The 23,437-nt window shown below is 74.2% G+C and carries 19 protein-coding genes; 12 read left to right on the top strand and 7 right to left on the bottom strand.

The genetic code is table 11. The annotated features are described in order from the left end of the window. Positions 1–24: 24 nt before the first annotated feature. From HCJ94_RS01625 to HCJ94_RS01615, 3 genes are all read left to right on the top strand, one after another. Positions 25–525, top strand: coding sequence for a cation:proton antiporter regulatory subunit (locus HCJ94_RS01625; protein ID WP_167999136.1), 501 nt, complete (start codon positions 25–27; stop codon positions 523–525). Between the two features lie 5 nt (positions 526–530). Beyond that, a complete protein-coding gene (locus HCJ94_RS01620; RefSeq protein ID WP_167999135.1) occupies positions 531–1,736 on the top strand; it encodes a cation:proton antiporter in 1,206 nt (401 codons plus the stop codon). A gap of 180 nt (positions 1,737–1,916) precedes the next feature. Continuing rightward, complete coding sequence (locus HCJ94_RS01615; RefSeq protein ID WP_167999134.1) at positions 1,917–2,348, top strand: hypothetical protein; 432 nt, start codon at positions 1,917–1,919, stop codon at positions 2,346–2,348. A gap of 173 nt (positions 2,349–2,521) precedes the next feature. On the opposite strand, the gene HCJ94_RS01610 is transcribed toward HCJ94_RS01615, so the two are convergent. From HCJ94_RS01610 to dnaK, 5 genes are all read right to left on the bottom strand, one after another. After that, positions 2,522–2,719, bottom strand: coding sequence for a hypothetical protein (locus HCJ94_RS01610; RefSeq protein ID WP_167999133.1), 198 nt, complete (start codon positions 2,717–2,719; stop codon positions 2,522–2,524). Between the two features lie 157 nt (positions 2,720–2,876). After that, a complete protein-coding gene (locus HCJ94_RS01605; RefSeq protein ID WP_167999132.1) occupies positions 2,877–3,317 on the bottom strand; it encodes a heat shock protein transcriptional repressor HspR in 441 nt (146 codons plus the stop codon). Positions 3,318–3,365: 48 nt separating this feature from the next. After that, complete coding sequence (gene dnaJ / locus HCJ94_RS01600; protein WP_167999131.1) at positions 3,366–4,541, bottom strand: molecular chaperone DnaJ; 1,176 nt, start codon at positions 4,539–4,541, stop codon at positions 3,366–3,368. Positions 4,542–4,627: 86 nt separating this feature from the next. Further along, entirely contained in the window at positions 4,628–5,368 is a 741-nt protein-coding gene (gene grpE, locus HCJ94_RS01595) for a nucleotide exchange factor GrpE (RefSeq protein WP_167999130.1), read from the bottom strand. Between the two features lie 47 nt (positions 5,369–5,415). Next, positions 5,416–7,272 (bottom strand): molecular chaperone DnaK, encoded by a 1,857-nt coding sequence (gene dnaK / locus HCJ94_RS01590; RefSeq protein ID WP_167999129.1) that lies wholly within the window; start codon positions 7,270–7,272, stop codon positions 5,416–5,418. Between the two features lie 196 nt (positions 7,273–7,468). Between dnaK and HCJ94_RS01585 the strand changes: the two genes are divergently transcribed. The 3 genes from HCJ94_RS01585 to HCJ94_RS01575 all read left to right on the top strand — a co-directional run bounded on the left by HCJ94_RS01585 (position 7,469) and on the right by HCJ94_RS01575 (position 12,294). Next, positions 7,469–9,295: a GTPase family protein gene (locus tag HCJ94_RS01585; protein ID WP_167999128.1), complete on the top strand. Its 1,827-nt coding sequence runs from the start codon at positions 7,469–7,471 to the stop codon at positions 9,293–9,295. 17 nt (positions 9,296–9,312) lie between these two features. Beyond that, on the top strand, positions 9,313–10,974 hold the full coding sequence (locus tag HCJ94_RS01580) for a GTPase (protein ID WP_167999177.1): 1,662 nt from the start codon (positions 9,313–9,315) through the stop codon (positions 10,972–10,974). A gap of 99 nt (positions 10,975–11,073) precedes the next feature. Continuing rightward, the gene (locus HCJ94_RS01575) at positions 11,074–12,294 is read left to right on the top strand and encodes a hypothetical protein (protein WP_167999127.1); all 1,221 of its coding nucleotides are present in this window, start codon (positions 11,074–11,076) and stop codon (positions 12,292–12,294) included. Between the two features lie 119 nt (positions 12,295–12,413). Here HCJ94_RS01575 and HCJ94_RS01570 read toward each other — a convergent pair whose 3' ends face one another. Both HCJ94_RS01570 and HCJ94_RS01565 read right to left on the bottom strand, forming a co-directional pair. Then, positions 12,414–13,085 carry a phosphatase PAP2 family protein gene (locus tag HCJ94_RS01570; RefSeq protein ID WP_373684177.1) on the bottom strand — a complete coding sequence of 224 codons (672 nt, stop codon included), beginning with the start codon at positions 13,083–13,085 and terminating at the stop codon, positions 12,414–12,416. After that, positions 13,082–13,975, bottom strand: coding sequence for a hypothetical protein (locus HCJ94_RS01565; protein ID WP_167999126.1), 894 nt, complete (start codon positions 13,973–13,975; stop codon positions 13,082–13,084). Before HCJ94_RS01565 ends, HCJ94_RS01570 begins: the two co-directional genes overlap by 4 nt. A 512-nt stretch (positions 13,976–14,487) precedes the next feature. Between HCJ94_RS01565 and pdhA the strand changes: the two genes are divergently transcribed. The 6 genes from pdhA (at position 14,488) to HCJ94_RS01535 (ending at position 23,434) form a co-directional block, all read left to right on the top strand. Continuing rightward, on the top strand, positions 14,488–15,663 hold the full coding sequence (gene pdhA, locus HCJ94_RS01560; protein WP_167999125.1) for a pyruvate dehydrogenase (acetyl-transferring) E1 component subunit alpha: 1,176 nt from the start codon (positions 14,488–14,490) through the stop codon (positions 15,661–15,663). Further along, positions 15,663–16,652 carry an alpha-ketoacid dehydrogenase subunit beta gene (locus HCJ94_RS01555; RefSeq protein WP_167999124.1) on the top strand — a complete coding sequence of 330 codons (990 nt, stop codon included), beginning with the start codon at positions 15,663–15,665 and terminating at the stop codon, positions 16,650–16,652. Before pdhA ends, HCJ94_RS01555 begins: the two co-directional genes overlap by 1 nt. Positions 16,653–16,657: 5 nt before the next feature. Further along, the gene (locus tag HCJ94_RS01550) at positions 16,658–18,121 is read left to right on the top strand and encodes a dihydrolipoamide acetyltransferase family protein (protein ID WP_167999175.1); all 1,464 of its coding nucleotides are present in this window, start codon (positions 16,658–16,660) and stop codon (positions 18,119–18,121) included. A 227-nt stretch (positions 18,122–18,348) separates the two neighbouring features. After that, entirely contained in the window at positions 18,349–18,486 is a 138-nt protein-coding gene (locus HCJ94_RS01545) for a hypothetical protein (protein ID WP_167999123.1), read from the top strand. A gap of 365 nt (positions 18,487–18,851) precedes the next feature. Next, positions 18,852–21,449, top strand: coding sequence for an LppU/SCO3897 family protein (locus HCJ94_RS01540; protein WP_167999122.1), 2,598 nt, complete (start codon positions 18,852–18,854; stop codon positions 21,447–21,449). A gap of 152 nt (positions 21,450–21,601) precedes the next feature. Continuing rightward, positions 21,602–23,434, top strand: a complete 1,833-nt coding sequence (locus HCJ94_RS01535) for an NHL domain-containing thioredoxin family protein (protein ID WP_167999121.1) — start codon at positions 21,602–21,604, stop codon at positions 23,432–23,434. Positions 23,435–23,437 lie beyond the last annotated feature (3 nt).

Genomic DNA, 23,437 nt, shown 5'->3' with positions numbered 1-23,437 from the left:
TCCGTGACGCGCTAGCCTTGCCGGGTGCGAGTACGTGTCGAACAGACTGCCCTACCGGGGATCGGCGTACGTCATGACCTGGTGACGGAATCCGGACGCCGGCTGGGGGTTGTCACCCACCGCAACGGCCGTCGCGACCTCGTCCTGTACGACCCGGACGATCCCGACTCCTGCCAGCACGACATCCCGCTGACCGACGACGAGGCGGAGGCGCTGGCCGACATCCTCGGCGCGTCGCTGATGCTCGGCCAGCTGTCGGGCCTGCGGGAGCAGGCCGCCGGCCTGCTCACCGAGCAGATCGCCATCCCGGCGGGCTCGGCGTTCGTCGGCCGGAAGCTGGGGGACACCAAGGCGCGCACCCGCACGGGGGCCTCGATCGTGGCGGTGCTGCGCCACGGCGAGGTGATCGTCTCCCCGGATCCCTCGTTCCGCTTCGCGGCCGGTGACGTGGTGGTCGTGGTCGGGACCCGGCAGGGTCTCGACGGCGTGACCGCCATCTTCGCCGACGGTGAGCCGGACGGCTGAGGCGGATGCACGAGACCACATCGCTGCTCATCGAGGTCGGCGCGCTGCTGTTCCTGCTCGGCCTGCTCGGCCGGCTCAGCCGACGGATCGGCCTCTCCCCCATCCCGCTCTACCTGCTCGCCGGCCTGGTCTTCGGGCACGGCGGCGTGTTCGAGTTCAAAGCCAGCGAGGAGTTCTTCGCGGTCGGCGCCGAGATCGGCGTGATCCTGCTGCTGGTCATGCTCGGCCTGGAGTACTCGGCCGGCGAACTGGTCGGCAACCTGCGGGCCGCCGCCCCGGCCGGGCTCATCGACGGGGCGCTGAACGCGCTGCCGGGCGCCGCCTTCGCGCTGCTGCTCGGCTGGGACTGGGTGGCCGCCGTCGTGCTCGGCGGCATCACCTGGGTCTCGTCGTCCGGGGTCATCGCGAAGGTGCTCGCCGACCTGGGCCGGCTCGGTAACCGGGAGACCCCGGTGGTGCTGTCGGTGCTGGTCATCGAGGACCTGGCGATGGCCTTCTACCTGCCCCTAGTCACCGCCGTCCTGGCCGGGACCGGGCTGATCGCGGGCGGGATCGCGCTCGGCGTCGCGGTCGCGACGGTGCTGGTCGTGCTGGTGGTGGCGATCCGGTACGGCAGGGTCATCTCGAACGTCATGTCGGCGCGCGACCCGGAGGCGCTGCTGCTGGGCGTGCTCGGCCTGACCCTGCTGGTCGCCGGGGTGGCCGCGAAGCTCCAGGTGTCGGCCGCCGTCGGCGCGTTCCTGGTCGGCATCGCGATCTCCGGGCCGGTGGCGCACCACGCCACTGAGCTGCTGACCCCGCTGCGGGACCTGTTCGCTGCGGTGTTCTTCCTCTTCTTCGGGCTGGTGACCGACCCGCGGGACATCCCGCCGGTGCTGCTGCCGGCGCTCGCGCTGGCCGTGATCACGATGGGGACGAAGACGCTGACCGGCTACCTCGCCGCCCGGCGGGTCGGCATCGCCGAGCCCGGCCGCTGGCGTGCCGGCCTCGCCCTGGTGCCGCGCGGGGAGTTCTCCATCGTCATCGCCGGTCTTGCGGTGGCGGCCGGGAGCGTCGAGCCGCGGTTGGCCGCACTCGCCACGGCGTACGTGTTGATCACGGTCGTGACCGGGCCGATGTTGGCACGGGTGCCCGACCTCGGCTGGTTCAAGGGCTGGCTGCGGCGCCGGGCGGCGGCGCAGCGGGCCAAGCCGGTGCCCGTCGCCGACTGACGGTTTCCGTCGTCCCGGCCGGTTTCGACCCGTACGCTCGGAGCCGGCCGGCCAACGGTTGCCGAATTGCTTCCGGCAGGGTCTACCGCTGGTCGCCCCTCCGCGTTACCGTTTCGCCCCAGCAGCCATGGGTTCGCGGGTGTACGTCGCCCCGCGCCGAAAAAGCGGGAAGGTTGGCCGGTGAGCGTGCAGGAATCGACGTTCCACGGCTTCGCCAACCCTGTCGACCCGTCGCCGGCGGAGTTGCGGGCGTGGGCGTACCACCCCGACTCGGTGCCGCTGACCTCCATGCCGCCGGACTGGGACCTGCTGGTCTCCGGTGACCGGCTGGTGCTGACCCTCTTCGACCTCGCCATGGACCCGGCCTGCCCGGCCCGCCGCTTCGCGCTGCACTGCCTTTACATCTACGCGGCGGACGGGATCCGGACGAACTTCCGCGCCCACCCGAAGCGCCGCTTCCGCAAGCTGGTGGAGCAGGCCGAGCGGGACGGCGACGACCTGATGCGCACGTGGGCGCACAACAGCCGGGTGCTGCTGGCCCGGCCGGACCTGTTCGTCTACCGCGACTGGTGCGAAGGCGGCCTGGTCCGGGAAAACCGCCGCCTGGCGTAACCCACCCACCCCACCCACCCCCTGCTTGTTCCTGGTTGATCATGGAGTTGGCGGGCGAGTTGATCTCTAAATCGCCCGCCAACTCCATGATCAACCCGAGCCGGGGTGCGGGTGTGCGAACGGGCCGGGACCCCCCGTGGGTCCCGGCCCGCACGTCGGCTGACGTCGGTCGGTCAGCCCGTCTTCGGGTTGCGGCTCTCGCGGCGCCCCTGGTCGATCCCGTGATCGACGGCGTCGGCGAACCGCCCCTCCTTGATCTTGTCGCCGAACGTCCCCTCGGTGACCTTGTCGAACTTCCTCCGGACGCTCTCGGCCACCTGCTCAAGCCGGTCTTCCGTCTGCTGGGCAACCTTCTTCGCCGATTCCGCCATGGCTCCCCCTGCCATCGGAGTCCGGATTGAGTTGGTTGAACCTGATTCAGAGGCTAGCGGACCACCCATGCGCGGCGCGGAGAAACCCGCGACACGGCGAACGGCGGCGTCCCGGGCGAGGGACACCGCCGTTCGGCGCGATCGGCGAGGCGAACCGTCAGCGTTCGGGGTTCCGGCGGGGACGCCAGACCACCAGCGCGGTCGAGGTGCGGTTGGTGGGCACCAGGTCGCTGCCGGGGAAGCGGGCGATCGCCTCCAGCTCGGCGATCCGGCGGTACGCGGCGTCCAGCTCCGCCTCCAGCCGGGCCACCCGCTGCTGCGCCTGCTCCAGCAGCCGCTCCAGCCCGATGATCCGCTTGACGCCGGCCAGGTTGATGCCGTCGTCCTGGCTGAGCCGCTGCACCTCGCGCAGCAGCACCACGTCCCGGACGCTGTACCGGCGACCGCCCCCGGCCGCCCGACCGGCCTGCACCAGGCCGAGCCGGTCGTACTGGCGGAGCGTCTGCGGGTGCATGCCCGCCATCCGCGCCGCCACCGAGATCATCAGTACCTTGGCCTCGTAGGCAGGGTCATCCACGCCGACGAACTTGTCCGACATCCCCGCTCACCTCCGCACGTACTGCACAGGGCCCACTGAAACACCACGTCAACTGACTCGACGTACCCGCGCGTCGAGATGTTCCCGGGCGGCCGGCGGGGTCTGCGCGGCGAACGTCTCCAACGCCGCACGGGCCTCGTCCGACAGCGTCGCCGGGACCGCCACGTCCAGGGTGACCAGCAGGTCCCCGGCCCGGCCGTCCTTGCGGACCACCCCCTTGCCCCGCGCGCGCAGGACGCGCCCGCTCGGCGTACCGGGCGGCACCCGCAGGATCACCGCGCCGTCGAGCGTGGGTACCCGCAGATCGGTGCCGAGCACGGCCTCGGCGAAGGTGATCGGCACGGTCAGGGTGAGGTCGTCACCGGACCGCCCGAACACGTCGTCCGGGCGCACCTTGACGTGGACGTACAGGTCGCCGGCCGGTCCGCCGCGCTCACCGGGCTCGCCCCGCCCGGCCAGCCGAATCCGCTGACCGTCGGCCACACCGGCCGGGAACCGGACGTTGAGCGTCCGGGTCTTGGTGACCCCGCCGGTGCCCTGGCACTCCGGGCACTTCTCCTCGACGATCGTGCCGACGCCCTGGCAGTTGCGGCACGGCTCGGAGAAGCTGAACGACCCCTGGTTGCGGGTGGTCACGCCGGCGCCGTGGCAGACCGGGCACGCGCGCGGCTGGGTGCCCGGCTTCGCCCCGCTCCCGTGGCAGGTGTCGCACACGCCGGGAGCGCGCAGCGTCAGCGGGAGGGTCACCCCGCGTACGGCGTCGTCGAAGTCGAGCGCTACCTCGGCCTCGACGTCCCGCCCCCGGGACGGACCCCGGGGCGCGGCGCCGCCACCGCCCGAGAAGATCGAACTGAACAGGTCCTGGAAGCCGGCGCCGCCGAAGCGCCGGTCGGCGCCCGCCGCGCCGCCGCCGAAGAGGTCGGAGACGTCGAACGGCATGCCGCCGGGCTGCCCCCCACCGCGGGCGCCGCGGCGGAACGCGCCCGAGCCGAACAGAGAGCGCATCTCGTCGTACTCGCGGCGCTTGGCCTCGTCGCCGAGCACCGCGTACGCCTCGGAGACCGCCTTGAAGCGCTCCTCGGCCCTGGGGTCGCCGGGGTTGTGATCCGGGTGCGACTCGCGCGCCAGCTTCCGGTACGACTTCTTGATGTCGTCAGCGGAGGCGGCCTTCGGCACGCCCAGGACGGCGTAGTAGTCCTTCTCGATCCAGTCCTTGGAACTCACCGGTCCACCCCCTTCCCACTGCGAGACCGCCGTCCCGCCCGCCCGGAGCGGGCGGGCGGGACGATCCGGTCATCGTGTCGCGCCACTTACTCGGGATCGGCCACCGCGACCAGCGCGGGCCGCAGCAGCCGCTCGCCGATCTGGTAACCCCGTCGCATCACCTGCACGCAGGTCGGCTCGGTGACGTCGGCCGAGGTCTGGTGCGCCACCGCCTCGTGGAGGGTCGGGTCGAACGGGTCGCCCTTCTCCCCGAACGGGGTCAGCCCGAACTTGCCGAGCGCGGTGGTGAGCTGCTCCGCCACCGCGCCGAACGGCCCCACCAGGTCGCCGTGCTCCCGCGCCCGGTCCAGGTCGTCGAGGATCGGCAGCAGCGCGGCGAGCACCGCCCCGGTCGCCTGCTCGGTGACGAGGCCCCGGTCCCGGTCGACCCGCTTGCGGTAGTTGGCGTACTCCGCCGACACCCGCTGGAGATCCCGGGTCCGTTCGTCGAGCTCGGCGCGCAGCGCCTCCAGCTCGGCTCCGAGCGACGTCGCGGCTGCGGCGTCGACCGGCTCGGCCGGGGCGTCCACGACCGGCGGACCGGCCTCCGCCTCGGCGGCCTCGACCTGGATCTCGTCGACCACCACCTCGGCCTCCTCGACCAGCCCCTCCGCCGGGACGTCCGTCCCGGCGTCGGCGGCGGCCGCGTCCGGTCGCGCGGTCTCGGTGATCTTGCGCTTGTTGCGGATGACGACTCGCGGCTCCTCGCCGGCCTTGCCGGCGGACGCGGAGCCACCCGGCGCCGACCCGGTGCTCTCCGGGTCGGCGGCTCGTGGCTTGTCCGTCATGCGGCTACCTCATCCCTGTGCATGGAGTGCGTGTCCGAGGAGGACGGTCACTTCTTGTCCTCGTCCACGATCTCCGCGTCGACCACGTCGTCGGCGCCGCCGGCCTGCGCACCGCCGGCCTGGGCACCACCGGTCGCACCGGCGCCCGCCTGGCCCGCCTGCTCGCCCTGCTGCTGGCTGTAGAGCAGGGACCCGGCCTGCTGGGAGACCTGGGCCAGCTTCTCGTGCGCCGCCTTGATCTTCTCGATGTCCTGACCGCCGAGCGCGCTGCGCAGCTCGCCGAGCGCGTCGTTGATCTGGTCCCGGGACTCGGTCGGCAGCTTGTCGCCGCTCTCGGCGAGGAACTTCTCGGTCTGCCACTGGAGCGCCTCGGCCAGGTTGCGGGTCTCGGCCTCGTCGCGACGCCGCTTGTCCTCCTCGGCGTGCTCCTCAGCGTCCCGGCGCATCCGCTCGATGTCGTCCTTCGGCAGCGAGGAGCCGCCGGTGATCGTCATCTTCTGCTCCTTGCCGGTGCCGAGGTCCTTCGCGTGGACGTTCACGATGCCGTTCGCGTCGATGTCGAAGGTGACCTCGATCTGCGGCACGCCACGCGGCGCCGGCGGCAGGCCGGTCAGCTCGAAGGTGCCGAGCTTCTTGTTGTACGCCGCGATCTCGCGCTCGCCCTGGAAGACCTGGATCAGCACCGACGGCTGGTTGTCGTCCGCCGTGGTGAAGACCTCGGAGCGCTTGGTCGGGATGGTGGTGTTGCGCTCGATCAGCTTGGTGAAGATGCCGCCCTTGGTCTCGATGCCCAGGCTCAGCGGGGTCACGTCGAGCAGCAGGACGTCCTTGACCTCGCCCTTGAGCACACCGGCCTGGAGCGCGGCGCCGACGGCCACGACCTCGTCCGGGTTGACGCCCTTGTTGGGCTCCTTGCCGGTGAGCTGCTTGACCAGGTCGGTCACGGCCGGCATACGGGTCGAGCCGCCGACCAGGATGACGTGGTCGACGTCGGCGACCTTGATCCCGGCGTCCTTGACGGCCTGCTCGAACGGGCCCTTGCAGCGGTCCAGCAGGTCCTGCGTCATCCGCTGGAACTCGGCCCGGCTGAGGGTCACGTCGAGGTGCAACGGGCCGGCGGCGCCGGCGGTGATGTACGGCAGGTTGATGTTGGTGGTGGTGGCGGCGGACAGCTCGATCTTCGCCTTCTCGGCCGCCTCCTTGAGGCGCTGCATCGCCATCTTGTCCTGGGACAGGTCGATGCCGTGCTCGCCCCGGAAGGTCTTCACCAGGTGGTCGATGATCCGCTGGTCCCAGTCGTCGCCGCCGAGCTGGTTGTCACCGCTGGTCGACTTGACCTCGACGACGCCCTCGGCCAGCTCCAGCAGCGACACGTCGAAGGTGCCGCCACCGAGGTCGAAGACCAGGACGGTCTGCTCCTTGGAGCCCTTGTCCAGCCCGTACGCCAGGGCGGCCGCGGTCGGCTCGTTGACGATCCGCAGCACGTTGAAGCCGGCGATCTCACCGGCCTCCTTGGTGGCCTGACGCTGGCCGTCGTTGAAGTACGCCGGAACGGTGATCACCGCGTCGGTGATCTGCTCGCCCAGGTACGCCTCGGCGTCCCGCTTGAGCTTCATCAGGGTGCGGGCCGAGATCTCCTGCGGCGTGTACTTCTTGCCGTCGATGTCGACGGACCAGTTGGTGCCGATCTCCCGCTTGACCGAGCGGATCGTCCGGTCCGGGTTGGTCACCGCCTGGCGCTTGGCGACCTCACCGACGAGCACCTCGCCGTTACGGGCGAACGCGACGATCGACGGGGTCGTCCGCGAGCCCTCCGCGTTGGCGATGACGGTGGGCTCACCGCCCTCCAGGACGCTGACGCAGGAGTTCGTCGTGCCGAGGTCGATACCGACCGCACGTGCCATCTTCGCTTCCTCGCTTCGTTCGTTTGAGCAGGTGACGGGCACCGCCCGCAGCACACCCGCCACAAGTTGAGTGAACTTGACTCAATAGTGCCACGCCGTCGCTGATCGTCAAGTCGAGGTTGAGCCGACCCGACGCAACCCACCCGTTATTACCGTCCGGTTGTTTTCCATTGCATCGGTCGGGCACGCTTTAGCGGTGACGACGCACGGCGATCCCGCCACCCAGTCCGCCGCGCCCGCCGTCGCTGCCCGCACCGGCTCCACCGACGCCGGGGAGGCCCCGGCCACCACCGGGGACGAAACCCTGCCCGCCGCGCTGACCGGCCTGCGCGCCGCGATCGGTACGGCGCGCTTCCCGCTCGCGCTGCCCTCGGCCGAGGCTGCCACCCGGGTCGGCCGGGCACTCACCGACCAGCTCGACGACTACCTGCTGCCCCGGCTCCGCCGGCTCGACGCCCCGCTGCTCGTGGTGGTGGGCGGATCCACCGGCGCCGGCAAGTCGACCCTGGTCAACAGCCTGGTCAAGGCCCGGGTGAGCGCCGCCGGGGTGCTCCGCCCCACGACCCGCTCCCCGGTGCTGGTGTGCAACCCGGCCGACTCGAGCTGGTTCCGCCAGGGCGAGCTGCTGCCCGGCCTGATCCGCACCGGCGCCCCCAGCGAGGACCCTCGCACCCTGCACCTGGTCACCGCACCGGCACTGCCGCCCGGGCTGGCCTTCCTCGACGCTCCCGACATCGACTCGGTGGTCGACGCCAACCGAGCCCTCGCCGGCCAGCTCCTCGCCGCCGCCGACCTCTGGCTCTTCGTCACCACCGCCGCCCGGTACGCCGACGCCGTCCCCTGGGACCTGCTGCGCACCGCCCAGGCCCGGGGCACGGTCATCGCCATGGTGCTCGACCGGGTGCCGCCGGAGGCGGGCGACGAGGTGGCCGCCCACCTGTCGGAGATGCTCGCCGATCAGGGCCTCGGCTCCGCGCCGCTGTTCGTCCTCCCGGAGACCTGGGTGGACGGGCAGGGTCTGCTCCCCGAGCAGGTCACCGCGCCGCTCGCCGACTGGTTCGCCCGGCTCGCCGCCGACGCCGACGCCCGGGCCGCCGTCGTCCGGCAGACCCTCGACGGCGCGCTCGCGACACTCCACCCGACCGTCGACGGGCTCGCCGAGGCCGCCGAGGAGCAGCTGGCCACCGCCGACGCGCTCGACGAGCGGGTCGCCGCCGCCTACCGGAACGCCCACCGCACGGTGGAGCAGGGGCTCTCCGACGGGCGGCTGCTGCGCGGCGAGGTGCTGGCCCGCTGGCAGGAGTTCGTGGGCACCGGCGAGCTCTTCCGCACGCTCGAAGCACGCATCGGGCGCCTGCGGGACCGCATCGTCGCCGCGGTGACCGGCCGCCCCGCCCCCGCCGCCGAGCTGCGGGTCGCGATCGAGTCCCAGCTGGTCACGCTGCTTCGCGGGGTCACCTCGGACGCGGCGGAGACCGCGCACACCGCGTGGCGGGCCCATCCCGCCGGGGCGGCGCTGCTCGACCCGGAGCTCGCCCACCCGTCACCCGACCTGCCGGAGCGCGCCGAACGGCTGGTCCGCGAGTGGCAGCGCGGCGTGCTGGAGCTGGTGCGGGCCGAGGGGGGCGACAAGCGCTTCGTGGCCCGGACGGCCGCGTACGCGGTGAACGCCACCGGGCTCGCCGTCATGATCGCCGTGTTCGCGTCGACCGCCTTCATCCCCACCGGGCTGGAGGTCGCCACCGGCGCCGGCACGACGGTCGCCGGTCAGGCCGTGCTCCAGGCCATCTTCGGGGACCAGGCGGTGCGTACGCTGGCCAACAAGGCCCGGACGGACCTGCTCGCGCGGGTGCGGACGCTGCTGGACGAGGAGGCCGCGCGCTACCTCACCCGGACGGCGGCCGCGCGGCCCGCCCCGGAGACCGCCGAGACGCTACGCCGGGCCGCGGAGCGGGTGGAGCTGGCCCGGCGCCGCAGCGGCCTCGCCGCCGACGCGCCGGCCGAGGAGGACGGGCCGCGGTGAGCAACATCGTCGGGCGGATGCGCGAGGCGTTCCGCGGTCAGCAGCGGGTGGACGCCGGTGCCCTGGTCGCCCGGCTGGAGGCGGTCAGCCGGTTCCTCGCGCTCGTCGACGGTCACCTGCCGGACAAGCAGCTCGTCGCCGCGCACACCCTGGTCGAGCGGGCCGGCACCCGGCTCGCGCTCTCCCGCGACCACACCGTGGTGGCCCTGGCCGGTGCCACCGGCAGCGGCAAGTCGAGCCTGTTCAACGCCCTCGCCCGGATGGAGCTGTCGCCCGTCGGCGTGCGCCGGCCGACCACCGGTGTCACCCACGCCTGCGTCTGGGGGCCGCTCGACGACGCCACCCGGCTGCTGGACTGGGTCGGCGTGCTGCCCCGGCACCGGTTCGTCCGGGAGAGCGTGCTCGACGGCGACGACGAGTCGACCCTGCACGGGCTCATCCTGCTCGACCTGCCCGACTTCGACTCGGTGCAGCGGTCCCACCAGCTCGAGGTCGACCGGCTGCTCGGCCTCGTCGACCTGGTCGTCTGGGTGGTCGACCCGCAGAAGTACGCCGACCGCGTGATCCACACGAGCTACCTGCGCGAGTTCCACCGGCACCGGGACGTCACCCTCGTCGTGCTCAACCAGGCCGACCGGCTGCCCCCGGCCGAGCTGCCCCGCGTCGTCGCCGACCTGCGCCGACTGCTCGACGCGGACGGCCTCGACGGCGTACCGCTGCTGGCCACCGCCGCCGTGGACCCGGAGGGCATCGCCGGGCTACGGGAGGCGTTGGAGCGGACGGTCGCCGAGCGGCAGGCCGCGCTGCGGCGGCTGCGCGGCGACCTGGACGCGGTGGTGACCGACCTGACCGAACTGGTCGACGCGGGCGAGCCGGCCGGGCTGAACGACTCCACGGTCGCCGCGCTGCACCGGGCCCTCGCCGGCGCCGCCGGGGTGGCCGCCGTCGCCGAGGCCGTCGAGGCGGCGTACCGGCACCGGGGCGCGGCGGCGACCGGCTGGCCGCTGGTCCGGGGCTGGCGCCGGCTTCGGCCCGATCCGCTGCGCCGCCTGCACCTGCCGGGCGCTCCCGGCGACGCCAAGGACCCGGCGGAGAGCCTGGTCGCCGCGACCTCGGTGCCCGACCCGACCGCCGCGCAGCGTTCGGCGCTCGGGCTGGCCATCCGGTCGGTGGCCGACCGAGCCGGCGCGGGCCTGCCGGCGTCCTGGCCGGCCGCGGTGACCGCCGCGGCCCGCTCCCGGCTCGCCGACCTGCCCGACGCGCTGGACGGCGCCATCGCCCGCACCGACCTCGGCATGGGGAGCCGGCCGCTGTGGTGGCGGCTCGTCGGAGGCCTCCAGTGGCTGGTCACGGCCGCGGCGGTGGTCGGGCTGGGCTGGCTCGCCCTGGGGTACGCGCTGCGCGCCCTCGGGCTGCCGGAGCTGGACAACCCGTCCGTCGGCGTGGTGCCCCTGCCCACCCTGCTGCTGCTCGGCGGCCTGCTCGCCGGGCTGCTGGTGGCGGCGTTGACCCGGCCGGCGCTCCGGTGGGCGGCACGGCGGGCACGGCGGCGCGCCGAGCAGCGGCTCACCGCCGCGGTGGCGGACGTCGGGGCGGCGTACGTGCTCACGCCGGTGCGCGCCGTGCTGGCGTCGTACGCCGAGGCCCGTCGGGCTCTGGCGGAGGCCGCCCGCTACTGACCGGGCGCGGGCCGGGGCCGGCGACCGCCGCGTCCGACCCGCGGAGTACCCACGCCGCTCCGGCCAGCCTGGAAGCCGGTCGCGGCGTAGGGTCGGTGGATGGGAACTCCGCAGACCCCTTACGACGCGGTGCTGCACGCGGCCCGCGACGTGGCCAAGCTCGACAACGCCCTGGACGCCGAGATGCTCGGCGCCGCGTTGCTCGGCAGCGTGTACGCCGTCGCCGAGACCCGGCGCGACGACGCCGTCCGCGAGTTCGTCGGCGACTTCCTCGCCGCCACCTCCCGCCGGCGCGCGGCGGCGGCGACCACCATCCGGTCGGTCTTCGCCGCCCTGGTGCCGGACGCGGCGGGAGCCGACCGGGTCCGCCCCGGCGCCGCCGCCCCCGCCTGGTCGGGGCAGCTCGGCCGGGTCCACCTGACCGGCTGCTGGTCGTACGGGGACGTGTACGGCGATCAGACCTCGTACCTGGCGACGTTCGCGTACGACGACCCGGCGGGCGGGCCGGAGCACGCCCTCGTGGCGCTCGTCGACCACAACATCGGGATCACCAAGGACGTCTTCGTGGGCGGCCCGCCCTCCCGCGTCCTGGACCAGATCCGCCAGATGTGCGCCGGTGACGAGCTGACCTGGTTCCGCGACGAGGAGCCGGCGCGCATGCACACCGAGGTGACCCGGCACCTGTCCGTCACCGACGACCTGAGCGAGCTGCCCGGCGAGGGGTCGCTGGCCACCGACCGGGCGCTGGTCGGTGCCCGGCTGGCGCTGCTGCCGGTGGGCCGACCGGCACCCGTCCGGGTGGTGGAGCCGCTCACCGCCGCGGAGCGTACGGACCTCGTCCGGCGCTTCCTCGCCGCACCGGAGGCCGCCCGGTTCGGGCTGGACACCGTCGACGGTGCGCAGCTCGCGTCCCTGCACTTCTGCCTCGGCCTGCTGCTCGACCACGCGGCAACCTTCACCGATCCCGACCCGCTGCGGTGGAGCCCGACGGTGGCCGGGCTGTTCCTGCTGGACTGGGTGCACCGGCGGGCCGTGCTGGACATGGACGACGCGGCGCTGCTGCCCCGGGTGCTGCGCGGCTGGGCCGCGTACGCCGCCCGGAAGAAGGGGCTGCCGGAGACCGCGGCGGCCCGGACGGACGCCGCGATCGAGGAGATGGTGCCGGAGTTCGCCCGCCTCTACACCACGGGTGAGCGGCGCAGCCCGGCGACCGCGGCGGTCGCCCAGTTGCTGGCCGACGGCGTCGACCCGGACGACCCGGCCGCGCTGGACGCCTGGATCGAGGCCAACCGCCACCACCTGACCGACGACGGCGCCTAGGGTCTGTCCTGAGTCCCGGAGATCAACTCGATGCCGCGGGCATGGTGGCATCCGGCCGGCAGCGATGCCGCCATGCCGGCGGCACGGAGTGGATCAAGACCCTGCCAGGCGTGAGCGGGTCAACCGAGGGTGCCGTACACCAGGCCCGCCACCAGGGCCCCGAGCGCGCCGCCGGCGACCACCTGCGGCACGGTGTGGTCCCGCAGCCGCACCCGGGACCAGCCGACCAGAGCCGGCAGCGGTGCGGTGACCAGCATCCGCGTCCCGAAGGTGAGCACCAGGACGACCACCGCGCCGGCGGCGACGGCCGAGTGGATGGACATCTTCCACCAGTGGCTGACCGACACCGCGATCACCAGCCCGACCAGCCCGGCGGCGGCCAGGCCGAGCACCGGGCGCGGCGCACCGAGCACCGCGAGCAGGGGGAGGCCCGCGGCCACCGAGCCGAGCCCGAACAGCAGCGGGACCCGGCGCTGCTCCCGGACCCCGACGTGGTGGTCGGTGAGCCGGCCCCGGCGAACCCCGCCGACGATGTACGCGAACGGGATGCCGCTGACGAACACGGTGGCGAGCAGACCCCACGCCAGGCCGTCGACCCCGCCCCGGGCGCCGTGCCAGGCGACCACGACGGTGAGGACCGAGACCAGGACCGCGGGCGCGGTCAGCTCGGTGACCGCCCGCGCCAGCCGGATCCCTCGGGTCGCCCCGGCCGGGCCGGTGCGGCCCGCGCCGCCCGGGGCGGCGCCGCTGCCGTCCCGCGCCCGGTCGGCACGTCGGCGGCCCGGGTTCACCGGCCCTCGGTGGTCGCCGTCGTGCCGGCCGGCGACCGCGACGACCTGCCCGGCTCGGGTACGGCGGTCGAGCCGGCGCCCGGCGGGGTCGTGTCGACCGGGACCGGCGGCGGCGCGCTGGTCAGCGCCGGGGCGGTGGGTGACGACGTGCCGGCGGGATCCGCCGGGGGAGCACCCGTCGGGGTCGGGACGGCCGTCGGCTCCGGCCGACCGGTGGCCAGCGGTCCGGACGGCTCGCCCGTCGGCTCGGGCTCCGGGGGTTCACCGGTCGCGGTGGGCTCGGCCGGTTCGTCGCTGGGCGTCGGCTCCGACGGTGGCCGGCTGTTCGTCGCTCCCACCGACGCGGTCGGACTGTCGGTCGGTGTCGGGCTCTCCGTCGGACCGGGCGTCGGGCTCGGCGTGGGGGTCGGCGACGGCGGAGCCGGGGACGGTGTCGTGCCCGGCGGGGGTGGCGGTGCGGGGGCCGGTACGGGGCCGGCGAGACCACCCTGGGCGGGCCGCGGGGCGGGACGGCGCCCCGGGGCCTTGACGGAACGCCAGGTCGGGGCGTTCGGGACGTCCACGGCGGGCGTCGGGGTGGGTGGTGGCACGACGCCGGGCTGGCTGGCCGCCGGCAGCGGGATCACCACCGGACCCACGGACGGGGTGGGGATGAACGGGGTGCCGGCGTCGGGCAGGGCGGTGCTGCCGACGGTGGCCGAGCCGGTGCTGATCGCGGCGAGGATCGGCATGGAGGCGGTGCCGGCGAGCAGTGCCACGGTGAACAGGTAGCCCCGGGACGGCCCTCCACCGGCGGGCGCTCGGTGGGCACCGACGATCGGGCGGTAGCCCGTACCCGAGCGGCGCCGGCCGTAGACCGGCGGCCCTGGAGCGTCACCTGGCTCGGACACCGCACATCCTCCTCGTCGTCCCCTCAGCCGGCGGGCGACCGCGGCCACCCGGGAGCGGCGCGGCGATCCCGCGTCCCCCACCCTGGCTCAGTCACGCTCAGTTAGCCAACCCGTTACAGCGTGTCGACACGCGTATGTGCCTGAACGGTGACAAACCATCACCGGAAAGGCGGTGCGTCGATGGAGCAGACACTCGGCAATCCGTGTAACGAAGCGGACCGGGGGTGAGGTGCGGGCCGGCCGGACTGTGGGCGCGCTCACGTGTGATGCGAATATGGACCACGACGGCAACGCAGCCGGGGCCGCCGCGCACCCCCGCGGACGGCATGGCTGGGCGCCGGCGCTCCCGAACCGGATCCACTCCCCTGGATCCGGCTCACGCCGCGTGGCAACCCCCACCGGGGCTAGGCGCGGCCGCCAGGAACCGGTCCGGCACCAGCCGGACAGGCGCAGGAGTTGCGCGTTGCCGGGTGACCCCCCGGTGCCGACGCAGACACGACAGGGAGAGACGGATGGCAAAGGGCGACCCCGGGGTCACCAGAGGCGGCCGACGGGCCGCACCCCGGTCCAGGAAAGGCGCGACCGGCGACCCCGAGCTGGTACAGCTGCTCACCCCGGAGGGTGAGCGCATCGACAGCGTGACCGGGCCGGACGGCACCGAGTACCGCGTGGACTTCACCGACGAGGAGTACCGCGGCCTCTACCGCGACCTGGTGCTGGTGCGGAAGCTGGACGCCGAGGCGACCGCCCTGCAGCGGCAGGGCGAGCTGGGCATCTGGGCGAGCCTCCTCGGCCAGGAGGCGGCGCAGGTCGGGTCCGGCCGGGCGCTGCGTACGCAGGACATGGCCTTCCCGACCTACCGGGAGCACGGCGTCCTCTACTGCCGGGGCATCGACCCGATCATGCCGCTGGGCCTGTTCCGCGGCGTCGACCAGGGCGGCTGGGACCCGAACGAGTTCAAGTTCAACATGTACACGATCGTGATCGGGGCGCAGACCCTGCACGCGACCGGGTACGCCATGGGTGTCGCCATGGACGGCAAGACGGGCACCGACGACGGCGAGGCGGTGATCGCCTACTTCGGCGACGGCGCCACCAGCCAGGGTGACGTGAACGAGTCGTTCGTCTGGGCCGGCGTCTTCAACGCGCCGCTCGTCTTCTTCTGCCAGAACAACCAGTACGCCATCTCGGAGCCGCTGGAGCGGCAGACCCGCATCCCGCTCTACCAGCGGGCCGCCGGCTTCGGCTTCCCCGGCGTCCGGGTGGACGGCAACGACGTGCTCGCCACCTACGCGGTGACCCGGCACGCGCTGGACAACGCCCGGCACGGGCAGGGCCCGAGCCTGATCGAGGCGTACACGTACCGGATGGGGGCGCACACCACCTCCGACGACCCGACCCGCTACCGGATCGCCAGCGAGGTCGAGGCGTGGCAGGCCAAGGACCCGATCGCGCGGATGAAGGCCTTCCTGGACAAGCAGCAGATCGCCGGCGCCGACTTCTTCGCCGAGGTCGACGAGCAGGCCCGCCGCGAGTCGGTGCACCTGCGGGAGCGGGTGCTCGCGATGCCGAACCCGGAGCCGACCACCCTGTTCGACCACGTCTACCCCAACGGGTCCCCGCTCCTCGACGAGCAGCGGGAGCAGTTCAGCAAGTACCTGGAGTCGTTCGAGGGGAGCGCGCACTGATGGCCACGGAGACGCTCACCCTCGGCAAGGCCCTCAACGTCGGCCTGCGCAAGGCCCTGGAGAACGACCCGAAGGTCGTCATCATGGGCGAGGACGTCGGCAAGCTCGGCGGCGTCTTCCGGATCACCGACGGGCTGCAGAAGGACTTCGGCGACCAGCGGGTGATCGACACCCCGCTCGCCGAGTCCGGCATCATCGGCACCGCGATCGGCCTGGCCATCCGGGGCTACCGGCCGGTCTGCGAGATCCAGTTCGACGGCTTCGTCTACCCGGCGTACGACCAGATCGTGTCGCAGGTGGCGAAGATGCACTACCGCTCGCGCGGCAAGCTGCGGATCCCGATGGTGATCCGCATCCCGTTCGGCGGCGGCATCGGCGCGGTCGAGCACCACTCCGAGTCGCCGGAGGCGTACTTCGCGCACACCGCCGGCCTCAAGGTCGTCTCCTGCGCCAACCCGCAGGACGCGTACGTGATGATCCAGCAGGCCGTCGCCTCCGACGACCCGATCGTGTTCCTGGAGCCCAAGCGCCGCTACTGGGAGAAGGGGCCGGTCGACGTCGACGCGCCGCTCGCCGACGCGTACCCGCTGCACGCCGCCCGGGTGGCGCGGCCCGGCACCGACGTCACCCTGCTGGCGTACGGGCCGATGGTGCGTACCTGCCTGGACGCGGCGACCGCCGCCGCCGAGGACGGCCGGGAGCTGGAGGTCATCGACCTGCGTACGCTCTCGCCGCTCGACCTCGGCGTGGTCTACGAGTCGGTGAAGCGCACCGGCCGCGCCGTCGTGGTGCACGAGGCCCCGGGCAACCTGGGCATGGGCGCCGAGCTCGCGGCCCGGATCACCGAGGAGTGCTTCTACTCCCTGGAGTCCCCGGTGCTGCGGGTGACCGGCTTCGACACCCCCTACCCGGCCGCCCGGGTGGAGGAGGAGTACCTGCCGGACCTCGACCGGGTGCTCGACGCCGTCGACCGCACCTTCGGCTGGTGAGCGGCATGTCGCGGATCAAGGAGTTCAATCTTCCCGACCTGGGCGAGGGCCTGACCGAGGGCGAGATTCTCACCTGGCTGGTCAAGGTCGGCGACACGATCGAGCTGAACCAGCCGATCGTCGAGGTCGAGACCGCCAAGGCGGCCGTCGAGATCCCGGCGAAGTGGGCCGGCAAGGTGCAGGCGATCTTCCACGGGGAGGGCACGACCGTCGAGGTCGGTACGCCGATCATCGCGATCGACACCGACCCGGGCGCCGGCCCGGTGGACACGCCGTCCACCAGCGGCGCGCCGGGTGGCGACCTGCCCACCCCGTCGGCGGCGTCGCTGGCGGCGGTCGAGGTGGCCCCCGCCGAGGGCGCGGTCGAGCCGGGCCTGATCGGTGGCCCCGCTCCGGGTGGCCGGACGGCGGTGCTCGTGGGCTACGGCCCGCGTACCACCGCCGCGAAGCGCCGCCCGCGCAAGGGCGAGGTCCCGGCGCAGGCCCAGGCGGCGCCGGTCCGGCCGGCCCCGGCCCCCGCGCCGGTGGTCACGCCGCCGGCGGCCGACCGCAACGGGCACGGCGCCGCGACCCCCGGTGGTCCGGTGCTGGCCAAGCCCCCGGTACGCAAGCTCGCCAAGGACCTCGGTGTCGACCTGTCGACGCTGACCGGCTCGGGCCCGCTCGGCTCGATCACCCGGGAGGACGTCCAGCGGGCGGCGAGCGGCACCACGGCGGCCGAGCCGCTGACGGTGGCGGCGACGGCGACCGCGGCGGCGAGCTTCGGCGCCGACCGCGAGCAGCGGATCCCGGTCAAGGGGGTCCGGAAGCTGACGGCGGAGAACATGTCCCGCTCGGCGTTCACCGCGCCGCACGTGACGGAGTTCCTGACCGTCGACGTCACCCGGGCCATGAAGGCGCTGGACCGGCTCCGCAGCCGGCGGGAGTGGCGCGACGTCCGCGTCTCGCCGCTGCTGCTGGTCGCCAAGGCCGTGCTGCTGGCGGTCAAGCGCCACCCGATGGTCAACTCGACCTGGGCCGGCGACGAGATCGTGGTCAAGGAGTACGTCAACCTGGGCATCGCGGCGGCCACCGAGCGCGGCCTGATCGTGCCGAACATCAAGGACGCCGGTCGGCTCACCCTGCGGGAGCTGGCGGACGCGCTGACCGACCTCGTGCAGACGGCCAAGGCGGGGAAGACCTCCCCGGCGGACATGTCCGGCGGCACCCTGACCATCACCAACGTCGGTGTGTTCGGGGTGGACACCGGTACGCCGATCCTGCCGCCGGGCGAGTCGGCGATCCTGGCGTTCGGTGCGGTGCGCGAGATGCCGTGGGTGCACAAGGGCAAGGTGCGTCCGCGCCAGGTCACCACGCTCGGCCTGTCGTTCGACCACCGGATCATCGACGGGGAGCTCGGGTCGAAGTTCCTCCGGGACATCGGAGACTTCCTCGCCGATCCGGAGGCGGCGCTGCTCGCCTGGACCTGACCGGTCCGCTTCGGCTGACCGATGGACGGCCGGTGTGCCACGGGTGAACGCCCGGCACACCGGCCGTTTCCGTTGGACGACGGAACGTCGGTGTCAACCGGGTTCTTGCCTTCGATTGTTAGGCAAGTGTCTCAGCTCACCTACTAATCGATGGAAATCTTGGGCACGAAGGGGTTCAATAGGAGTCACCAGGGGCCAACAACCGAATAGCCAGGATGGAGAGACCCATGAGCATGATCGAGCGAATCCGCACCCGCCGCGACGCCAACCGCCGCGCCCGCGCCATCGAGCGCGCGCTGCGCTCGGCCAACTCGCCCGCGGTCCGCGACGAGATCCTCGCCATCGCCCAGCGTCACATGCACTGACGCTCCCCGACGTTCCTCGCCTCCTCAGCCGACGGCCCGCCCGGTTCACCCGGGCGGGCCGTCGACGTTCGCGCGGGCCCGCCGGTCGGCCTCCGCACACCGGCTGGCACCGGGATTCCCCCATCACCCCGGCGCCCGGTACGGTGGGGTCCGGTCGTCGCCCGCCCGTCGGGCAGGTCGGTTCCGATAGAAGCCGATCGACACGGTCCAGCGACGCGGAGTGACGGCCAGTGCTCCCCGATGCCCCCTTCAGGGCGACCGGATACGGTGCGGGGAGCCGGCACGGCCGGTACCCACCGGCGACGCCGGTCGCCGTGCCGCGCACGCGGCGCCGGCGGCCGACAGGTGATGGAGGAGGCGCACGCATGACGTCCGAGGGCACGCACCACCCCGGCCAGCAGCCGGACGAGGCGTCGCCGGGCGCTGGTGGACCGACGCCGTACGGCGACCGGCCGGCGCAGCAGGACAACGGGTACGCCGTCGGCAACCCCGACCTCGGGTGGGCGCCCCCGCCGCCCGCGCAGCCGAATCCGGCGGCGTCCGCCTGGCCGAACGAGGCACCGCCGACCCCCGCCTGGGCCGCCGCCGCCCAGGTACCGCAGCAGAGCGAACAGTCCACCCCGGGCGCGTGGGCACCCGACGGCGGTGCTCCCCAGTGGCGCGCACAGACCGACCAGGCCACCCGGCCCGAGACCCCCGAGGCACCGGCGTGGGCCCAGGCCGAGCCGCCCGCACCCGCCTGGGGGCAGCCCAACCCGGCGGCCCGCGGCGCGGCGCAGGTGCCGCAGGCCTGGCCCGCCCAGGACGCCCCGGCCCACCCGGTGCCCGGCCAGCCCGAGGCGGCCACCGGCTGGAGCACCGGCACCGCCCACCCCGACCCGGCCCGATCGGGCGGCTGGCACCCCGGCACCCAGCCCGACCAGTTCTCCTCCGGTGGATGGGCGACCGGCACCGCCACCCAGGACGACCGGCCGCAGCAGCCCGAATGGGGTGCGCCGCAGGCCGACGCCACCGGCACGCAGCCGGAGCAGCCCGCCTGGGCGGCGGACCCGGCGGCACCGGCCTGGGCCCCCGCAGCGCGCGGCGCAGCGCAGGTGCCCGCCGCGCCACAGTCCTGGCCAGAGCCCGACCGCCCCGCCGACGCGGCGGGGCAGTCCACTCCGGACGCGTCCGGCTGGCCGGCCGCACAGCAGGACGCCACGTACTCCGGCGGCTGGGCCGCCGACGTGGCGGCGCCGGACGACCGGCGGCACCAGGAGGACGACCCCGTCCGGTCCGGCGGCTGGACGGCCAGCACCCAGGACGACCGGCCGCAGACCGACTGGGCGGCCGCCGGTGACCGGGACACGTCGGGTGAGCCGCGTCCGAGCGACGCCTGGGCGGGTCACGACGAGCAGTCGTCGGGCGGCTGGGCGGCGCGTGCCGCCGCGCCGGCCGCCGCCGACGCCGGCTGGCAGCCGGCCGAGCCGACCTCGACGCCCCCGGCGCGGGCCAGCGCCTCGGTGTCCGCCGAGGGTGCGCCGCAGCCCTGGGTGCCCGCGCAGCGGCCCGCCGCTCCGGAGGTCGAGCCGTGGTCACCGGGCGAGGCGTGGGGCCGCTCCGAGCTCGACGTGCGGGAGCCGGCGCGGGCGGACGAGCCGCCGGCCTACCAGCCCGCCCCCGGGCCGGGGATCTCGCCGGCGAACGCCGTCCCGCTGCCCCCGCAGGAGCAGCGCGTGCCCGGCGCCAGCCTGGCCGCCGCCCCGCCGGCCGACTACGCGGCTCCACAGTTCGCTCCGGAGCAGTCCGGCCGGGACGCCGGGACCCCGGCGTACGAGGGCGAGCAGCAGGACTGGGCTCCGGCCGCCCGGCATGACGAGTCGGCGGCCGCCCCGGTGGTTCCCGCCCCGCGTACGTCCCCCGAGTCCACGGGCCGCGCCTCGGCCTCGGTGCCGACCGGCGGTGCCAGCGGGGCCGTGTCGGGGAGCGCCTCGGTGCCGCTGGCCAGCCGCGTCATGCCCCCGACGGACCAGGCCCTGCGTCCGACGACGCCCGCGCCGCAGCCTCGCGTGTACGGCCGTCCGGCCCGCCCGGAGTCCACCGAGGACGCGGAGCCGGTGAACGGCCACCAGGCTGACCAGGTCCCGCACCGATTCGGGCCGGAGGCCCGGCCCGAGCACGGCCCGGACAACGGCTTCGGCCCAAACAACGGTTACGGCCCCGACAACGGCTTCGGCCCCGACAACGGTTACGGCCCGGACAACGGCTTCGGGCGCGGCGCCGACGACCGGGACCGGCCCGTCGGTCCGGCCGCCTTCGCGGGCGCCGCACCGGCCGTCCCGGCCTCGCCGGCACCGCCGCCGCCGTTCCCGCCGGGCATGCCGACCTTCGCCGACGCGCCGGCCCACGACCGGCCGATGAACGGCGTACGGCCCCACGGCGGGGACCGGCCCGCGGACCAGTTCGGTGCTCCGGCCGCCGGTGCCGCCTCTGTCAACGGCTCCGGCTTCCCGCCTCCGCCCGAGCCGGCCTTCTCGCCCGCGTTCCCGACGGTGCCGCAGCAGGCCGCGCCGTCATGGGACCAGGGGGGCCCGACCGGCCAGGAGGCGGACCAGGGCCGCTTCGACTCGTTCAAGCCGATCGCCGAGCCGGCCGCCGACGCGCCCGTCCCGAAGGTCCGCAACGGACGGGTGCTGGCCGCCGTGCTGGTCGCCGCCGTGCTGATCCTGGCGATCCCGCTGGGCCTGCTCAAGCTGCTCGGGAAGATCGGCGGCGACGAGGCCCCGGCCTTCGACCCGCCGGTGGGCAGTTGCGTCAAGCAGGCCGGCAGCGGCGCGACCGCCGCCGAATGCGGGGAGGCGGGTGCGTTCACCGTCGTGTCGAAGGTGGACGCCCCGGCGAAGTGCGCCGACCCGGCGCAGCCGCACGTCGTGCTCCCGGGCGAGGGCACGAACCGGGTGCTCTGCCTCAAGCCGGCAGCCTGACCCGACGCGACGAAACGGCGGGGCCACGGTCGATCCGTGGCCCCGCCGTCGTCCGTCCGGCCGGGGTCGGCGGTCGCCGGGATGACGCGCGCCACGGAGATCGTCCGCCCCCTCGGGCCGGTCCGGAGCCGGTGGTCGGGCACGATGGGGTCATGAGCGCACGAGTACGAGCCCCCGAGCTGCGCGGCCGGGGCTGGCTGAACACCGGTGGGCGGGACCTGACGCTGTCCGATCTGCGCGGAAAGATCGTGATTGCGGATTTTTGGACGTTCTGCTGCATCAACTGTCTGCACGTGCTCGACGAGCTGCGCCCGCTGGAGCAGAAGTACGGCGACGTGCTCGTCGTCATCGGCGTGCACTCGCCGAAGTTCGAGCACGAGAAGGACGCGGACGCCCTGGCCGCCGCCGTCGAGCGGTACGGGGTGCACCATCCAGTGCTCGACGACCCCGAGCTCGACATGTGGCAGCAGTACGCCGCCCGTGCCTGGCCGACCCTGGCGGTGATCGACCCCGAGGGTTACGTGGTGGCCACGATGGCCGGCGAGGGTCACGCCGAGGGACTGTCCCGGCTGATCGACGACCTGATCGCCACCCACGAGGCCAAGGGCACGCTGCACCGGGGCGAGGGCCCGTACGTGCCGCCCGCCGAGCCGGAGACCACGCTGCGCTTCCCCGGCAAGGCCGTCGTACTCGACGACGGGAACCTGCTGGTGTCGGACTCGGCCCAGCACTCGCTCGCCGAGCTGGCACCCGACGGCGAGACGCTGCTCCGGCGGATCGGCACCGGCGAGCGCGGCCGGGCCGACGGGCCCGCCGCCGCGGCCACCTTCTCCGAGCCACAGGGGCTCTGCCTGCTGCCCGCGCACGTCGCCGAGGTCGCCGGCTACGACCTGGTGGTCGCCGACACGGTCAACCATCTGCTGCGCGGCGTCCGCCTGGCGACCGGCGAGGTGGTGACCGTCGCCGGCACCGGCCGGCAGTGGCGCTCCACGGTCGACGACCACGCGCACGACGCCCTCTCCGTCGACCTGTCCTCCCCCTGGGACCTGGCCTGGTACGACGACAAGGTGGTGATCGCGATGGCGGGTATCCACCAGCTCTGGTGGTTCGATCCGGTGAAGCGCACGGCCGGCATGTACGCGGGCACCACGGTGGAGGCGCTGAAGGACGGCCCGCTGCCCGAGGCGTGGATGGCCCAGCCCTCCGGCCTGTCGGTGTCGGCCGACGGCTCCCGGCTGTGGGTGGCCGACAGCGAGACCAGCGCCGTCCGGTACGTGGAGAACGGGGTCATGGGCACCGCCGTCGGCCAGGGGCTCTTCGACTTCGGACACGTCGACGGGCCGGCGGCGGAGGCGCTGCTCCAGCACCCGTTGGGGGTGTGCGCGCTGCCCGACGGCTCGGTGCTGATCGCCGACACGTACAACGGCGCGGTCCGCCGCTACGACCCGGAGACCGACGCGGTCGGCACGGTCGCCGACGGGCTCGCCGAGCCGAGCGACCTGGTGGTCACGCCGGACGGCGACGTGCTGGTCGTGGAGTCGGCCGCCCACCGGCTGACCCGGCTCGCGCCCGGCGCGCTCACCGCCGCGGGCGCCAGCACCGTCGACGGTCCCCGGCACCGCACCGAGCGGAAGCCGACCGACCTGGCGGCCGGCGAGGTCACCCTGGACGTCATCTTCACCCCGGCACCAGGGCAGAAGCTCGACGAGACGTACGGCCCGTCGACCCGGCTGGTGGTCTCGGCGTCGCCGCCGGAGCTGCTGGTGGAGGGTGCGGGCACCGGCACCGACCTGTCCCGGCGGCTGGTGGTCAACGGCGCGGTGGAGGAGGGCGTGCTCCAGGTGACCGCGCAGGCCGCGACCTGCGACGCCGACGTGGAGCACGCGGCCTGCCACCTGACCCGGCAGGACTGGGGCGTCCCGGTCCGGGTGGTCGACGGCGCCGTCACCCGCCTCCCGCTGGTGCTGCGCGGCCTGGACGCCTGACGG

Origin of the sequence: Micromonospora thermarum, assembly GCF_012034245.1 — a bacterium.
GTDB lineage: Bacteria > Actinomycetota > Actinomycetes > Mycobacteriales > Micromonosporaceae > Micromonospora > Micromonospora thermarum.
The sequence above is the reverse complement of the archived record's forward strand: the minus strand, read 5'-3'. Positions and strand labels throughout refer to the sequence as shown.

Excerpts from the sequence above, each read along its gene's own strand:
- HCJ94_RS01580 (WP_167999177.1), top strand. The coding sequence starts at position 9,313 with ATGCGCGAGGCGTTCCGCGGTCAGCAGCGGGTGGACGCCGGTGCCCTG.
- pdhA (WP_167999125.1), top strand. The coding sequence starts at position 14,488 with ATGGCAAAGGGCGACCCCGGGGTCACCAGAGGCGGCCGACGGGCCGCA.
- HCJ94_RS01610 (WP_167999133.1), bottom strand. The coding sequence starts at position 2,719 with ATGGCGGAATCGGCGAAGAAGGTTGCCCAGCAGACGGAAGACCGGCTT.
- HCJ94_RS01545 (WP_167999123.1), top strand. The coding sequence starts at position 18,349 with ATGAGCATGATCGAGCGAATCCGCACCCGCCGCGACGCCAACCGCCGC.
- HCJ94_RS01575 (WP_167999127.1), top strand. The coding sequence starts at position 11,074 with ATGGGAACTCCGCAGACCCCTTACGACGCGGTGCTGCACGCGGCCCGC.
- HCJ94_RS01550 (WP_167999175.1), top strand. The coding sequence starts at position 16,658 with ATGTCGCGGATCAAGGAGTTCAATCTTCCCGACCTGGGCGAGGGCCTG.
- HCJ94_RS01540 (WP_167999122.1), top strand. The coding sequence starts at position 18,852 with ATGACGTCCGAGGGCACGCACCACCCCGGCCAGCAGCCGGACGAGGCG.
- HCJ94_RS01555 (WP_167999124.1), top strand. The coding sequence starts at position 15,663 with ATGGCCACGGAGACGCTCACCCTCGGCAAGGCCCTCAACGTCGGCCTG.
- HCJ94_RS01620 (WP_167999135.1), top strand. The coding sequence starts at position 531 with ATGCACGAGACCACATCGCTGCTCATCGAGGTCGGCGCGCTGCTGTTC.
- HCJ94_RS01605 (WP_167999132.1), bottom strand. The coding sequence starts at position 3,317 with ATGTCGGACAAGTTCGTCGGCGTGGATGACCCTGCCTACGAGGCCAAG.
- grpE (WP_167999130.1), bottom strand. The coding sequence starts at position 5,368 with ATGACGGACAAGCCACGAGCCGCCGACCCGGAGAGCACCGGGTCGGCG.
- dnaK (WP_167999129.1), bottom strand. The coding sequence starts at position 7,272 with ATGGCACGTGCGGTCGGTATCGACCTCGGCACGACGAACTCCTGCGTC.
- HCJ94_RS01535 (WP_167999121.1), top strand. The coding sequence starts at position 21,602 with ATGAGCGCACGAGTACGAGCCCCCGAGCTGCGCGGCCGGGGCTGGCTG.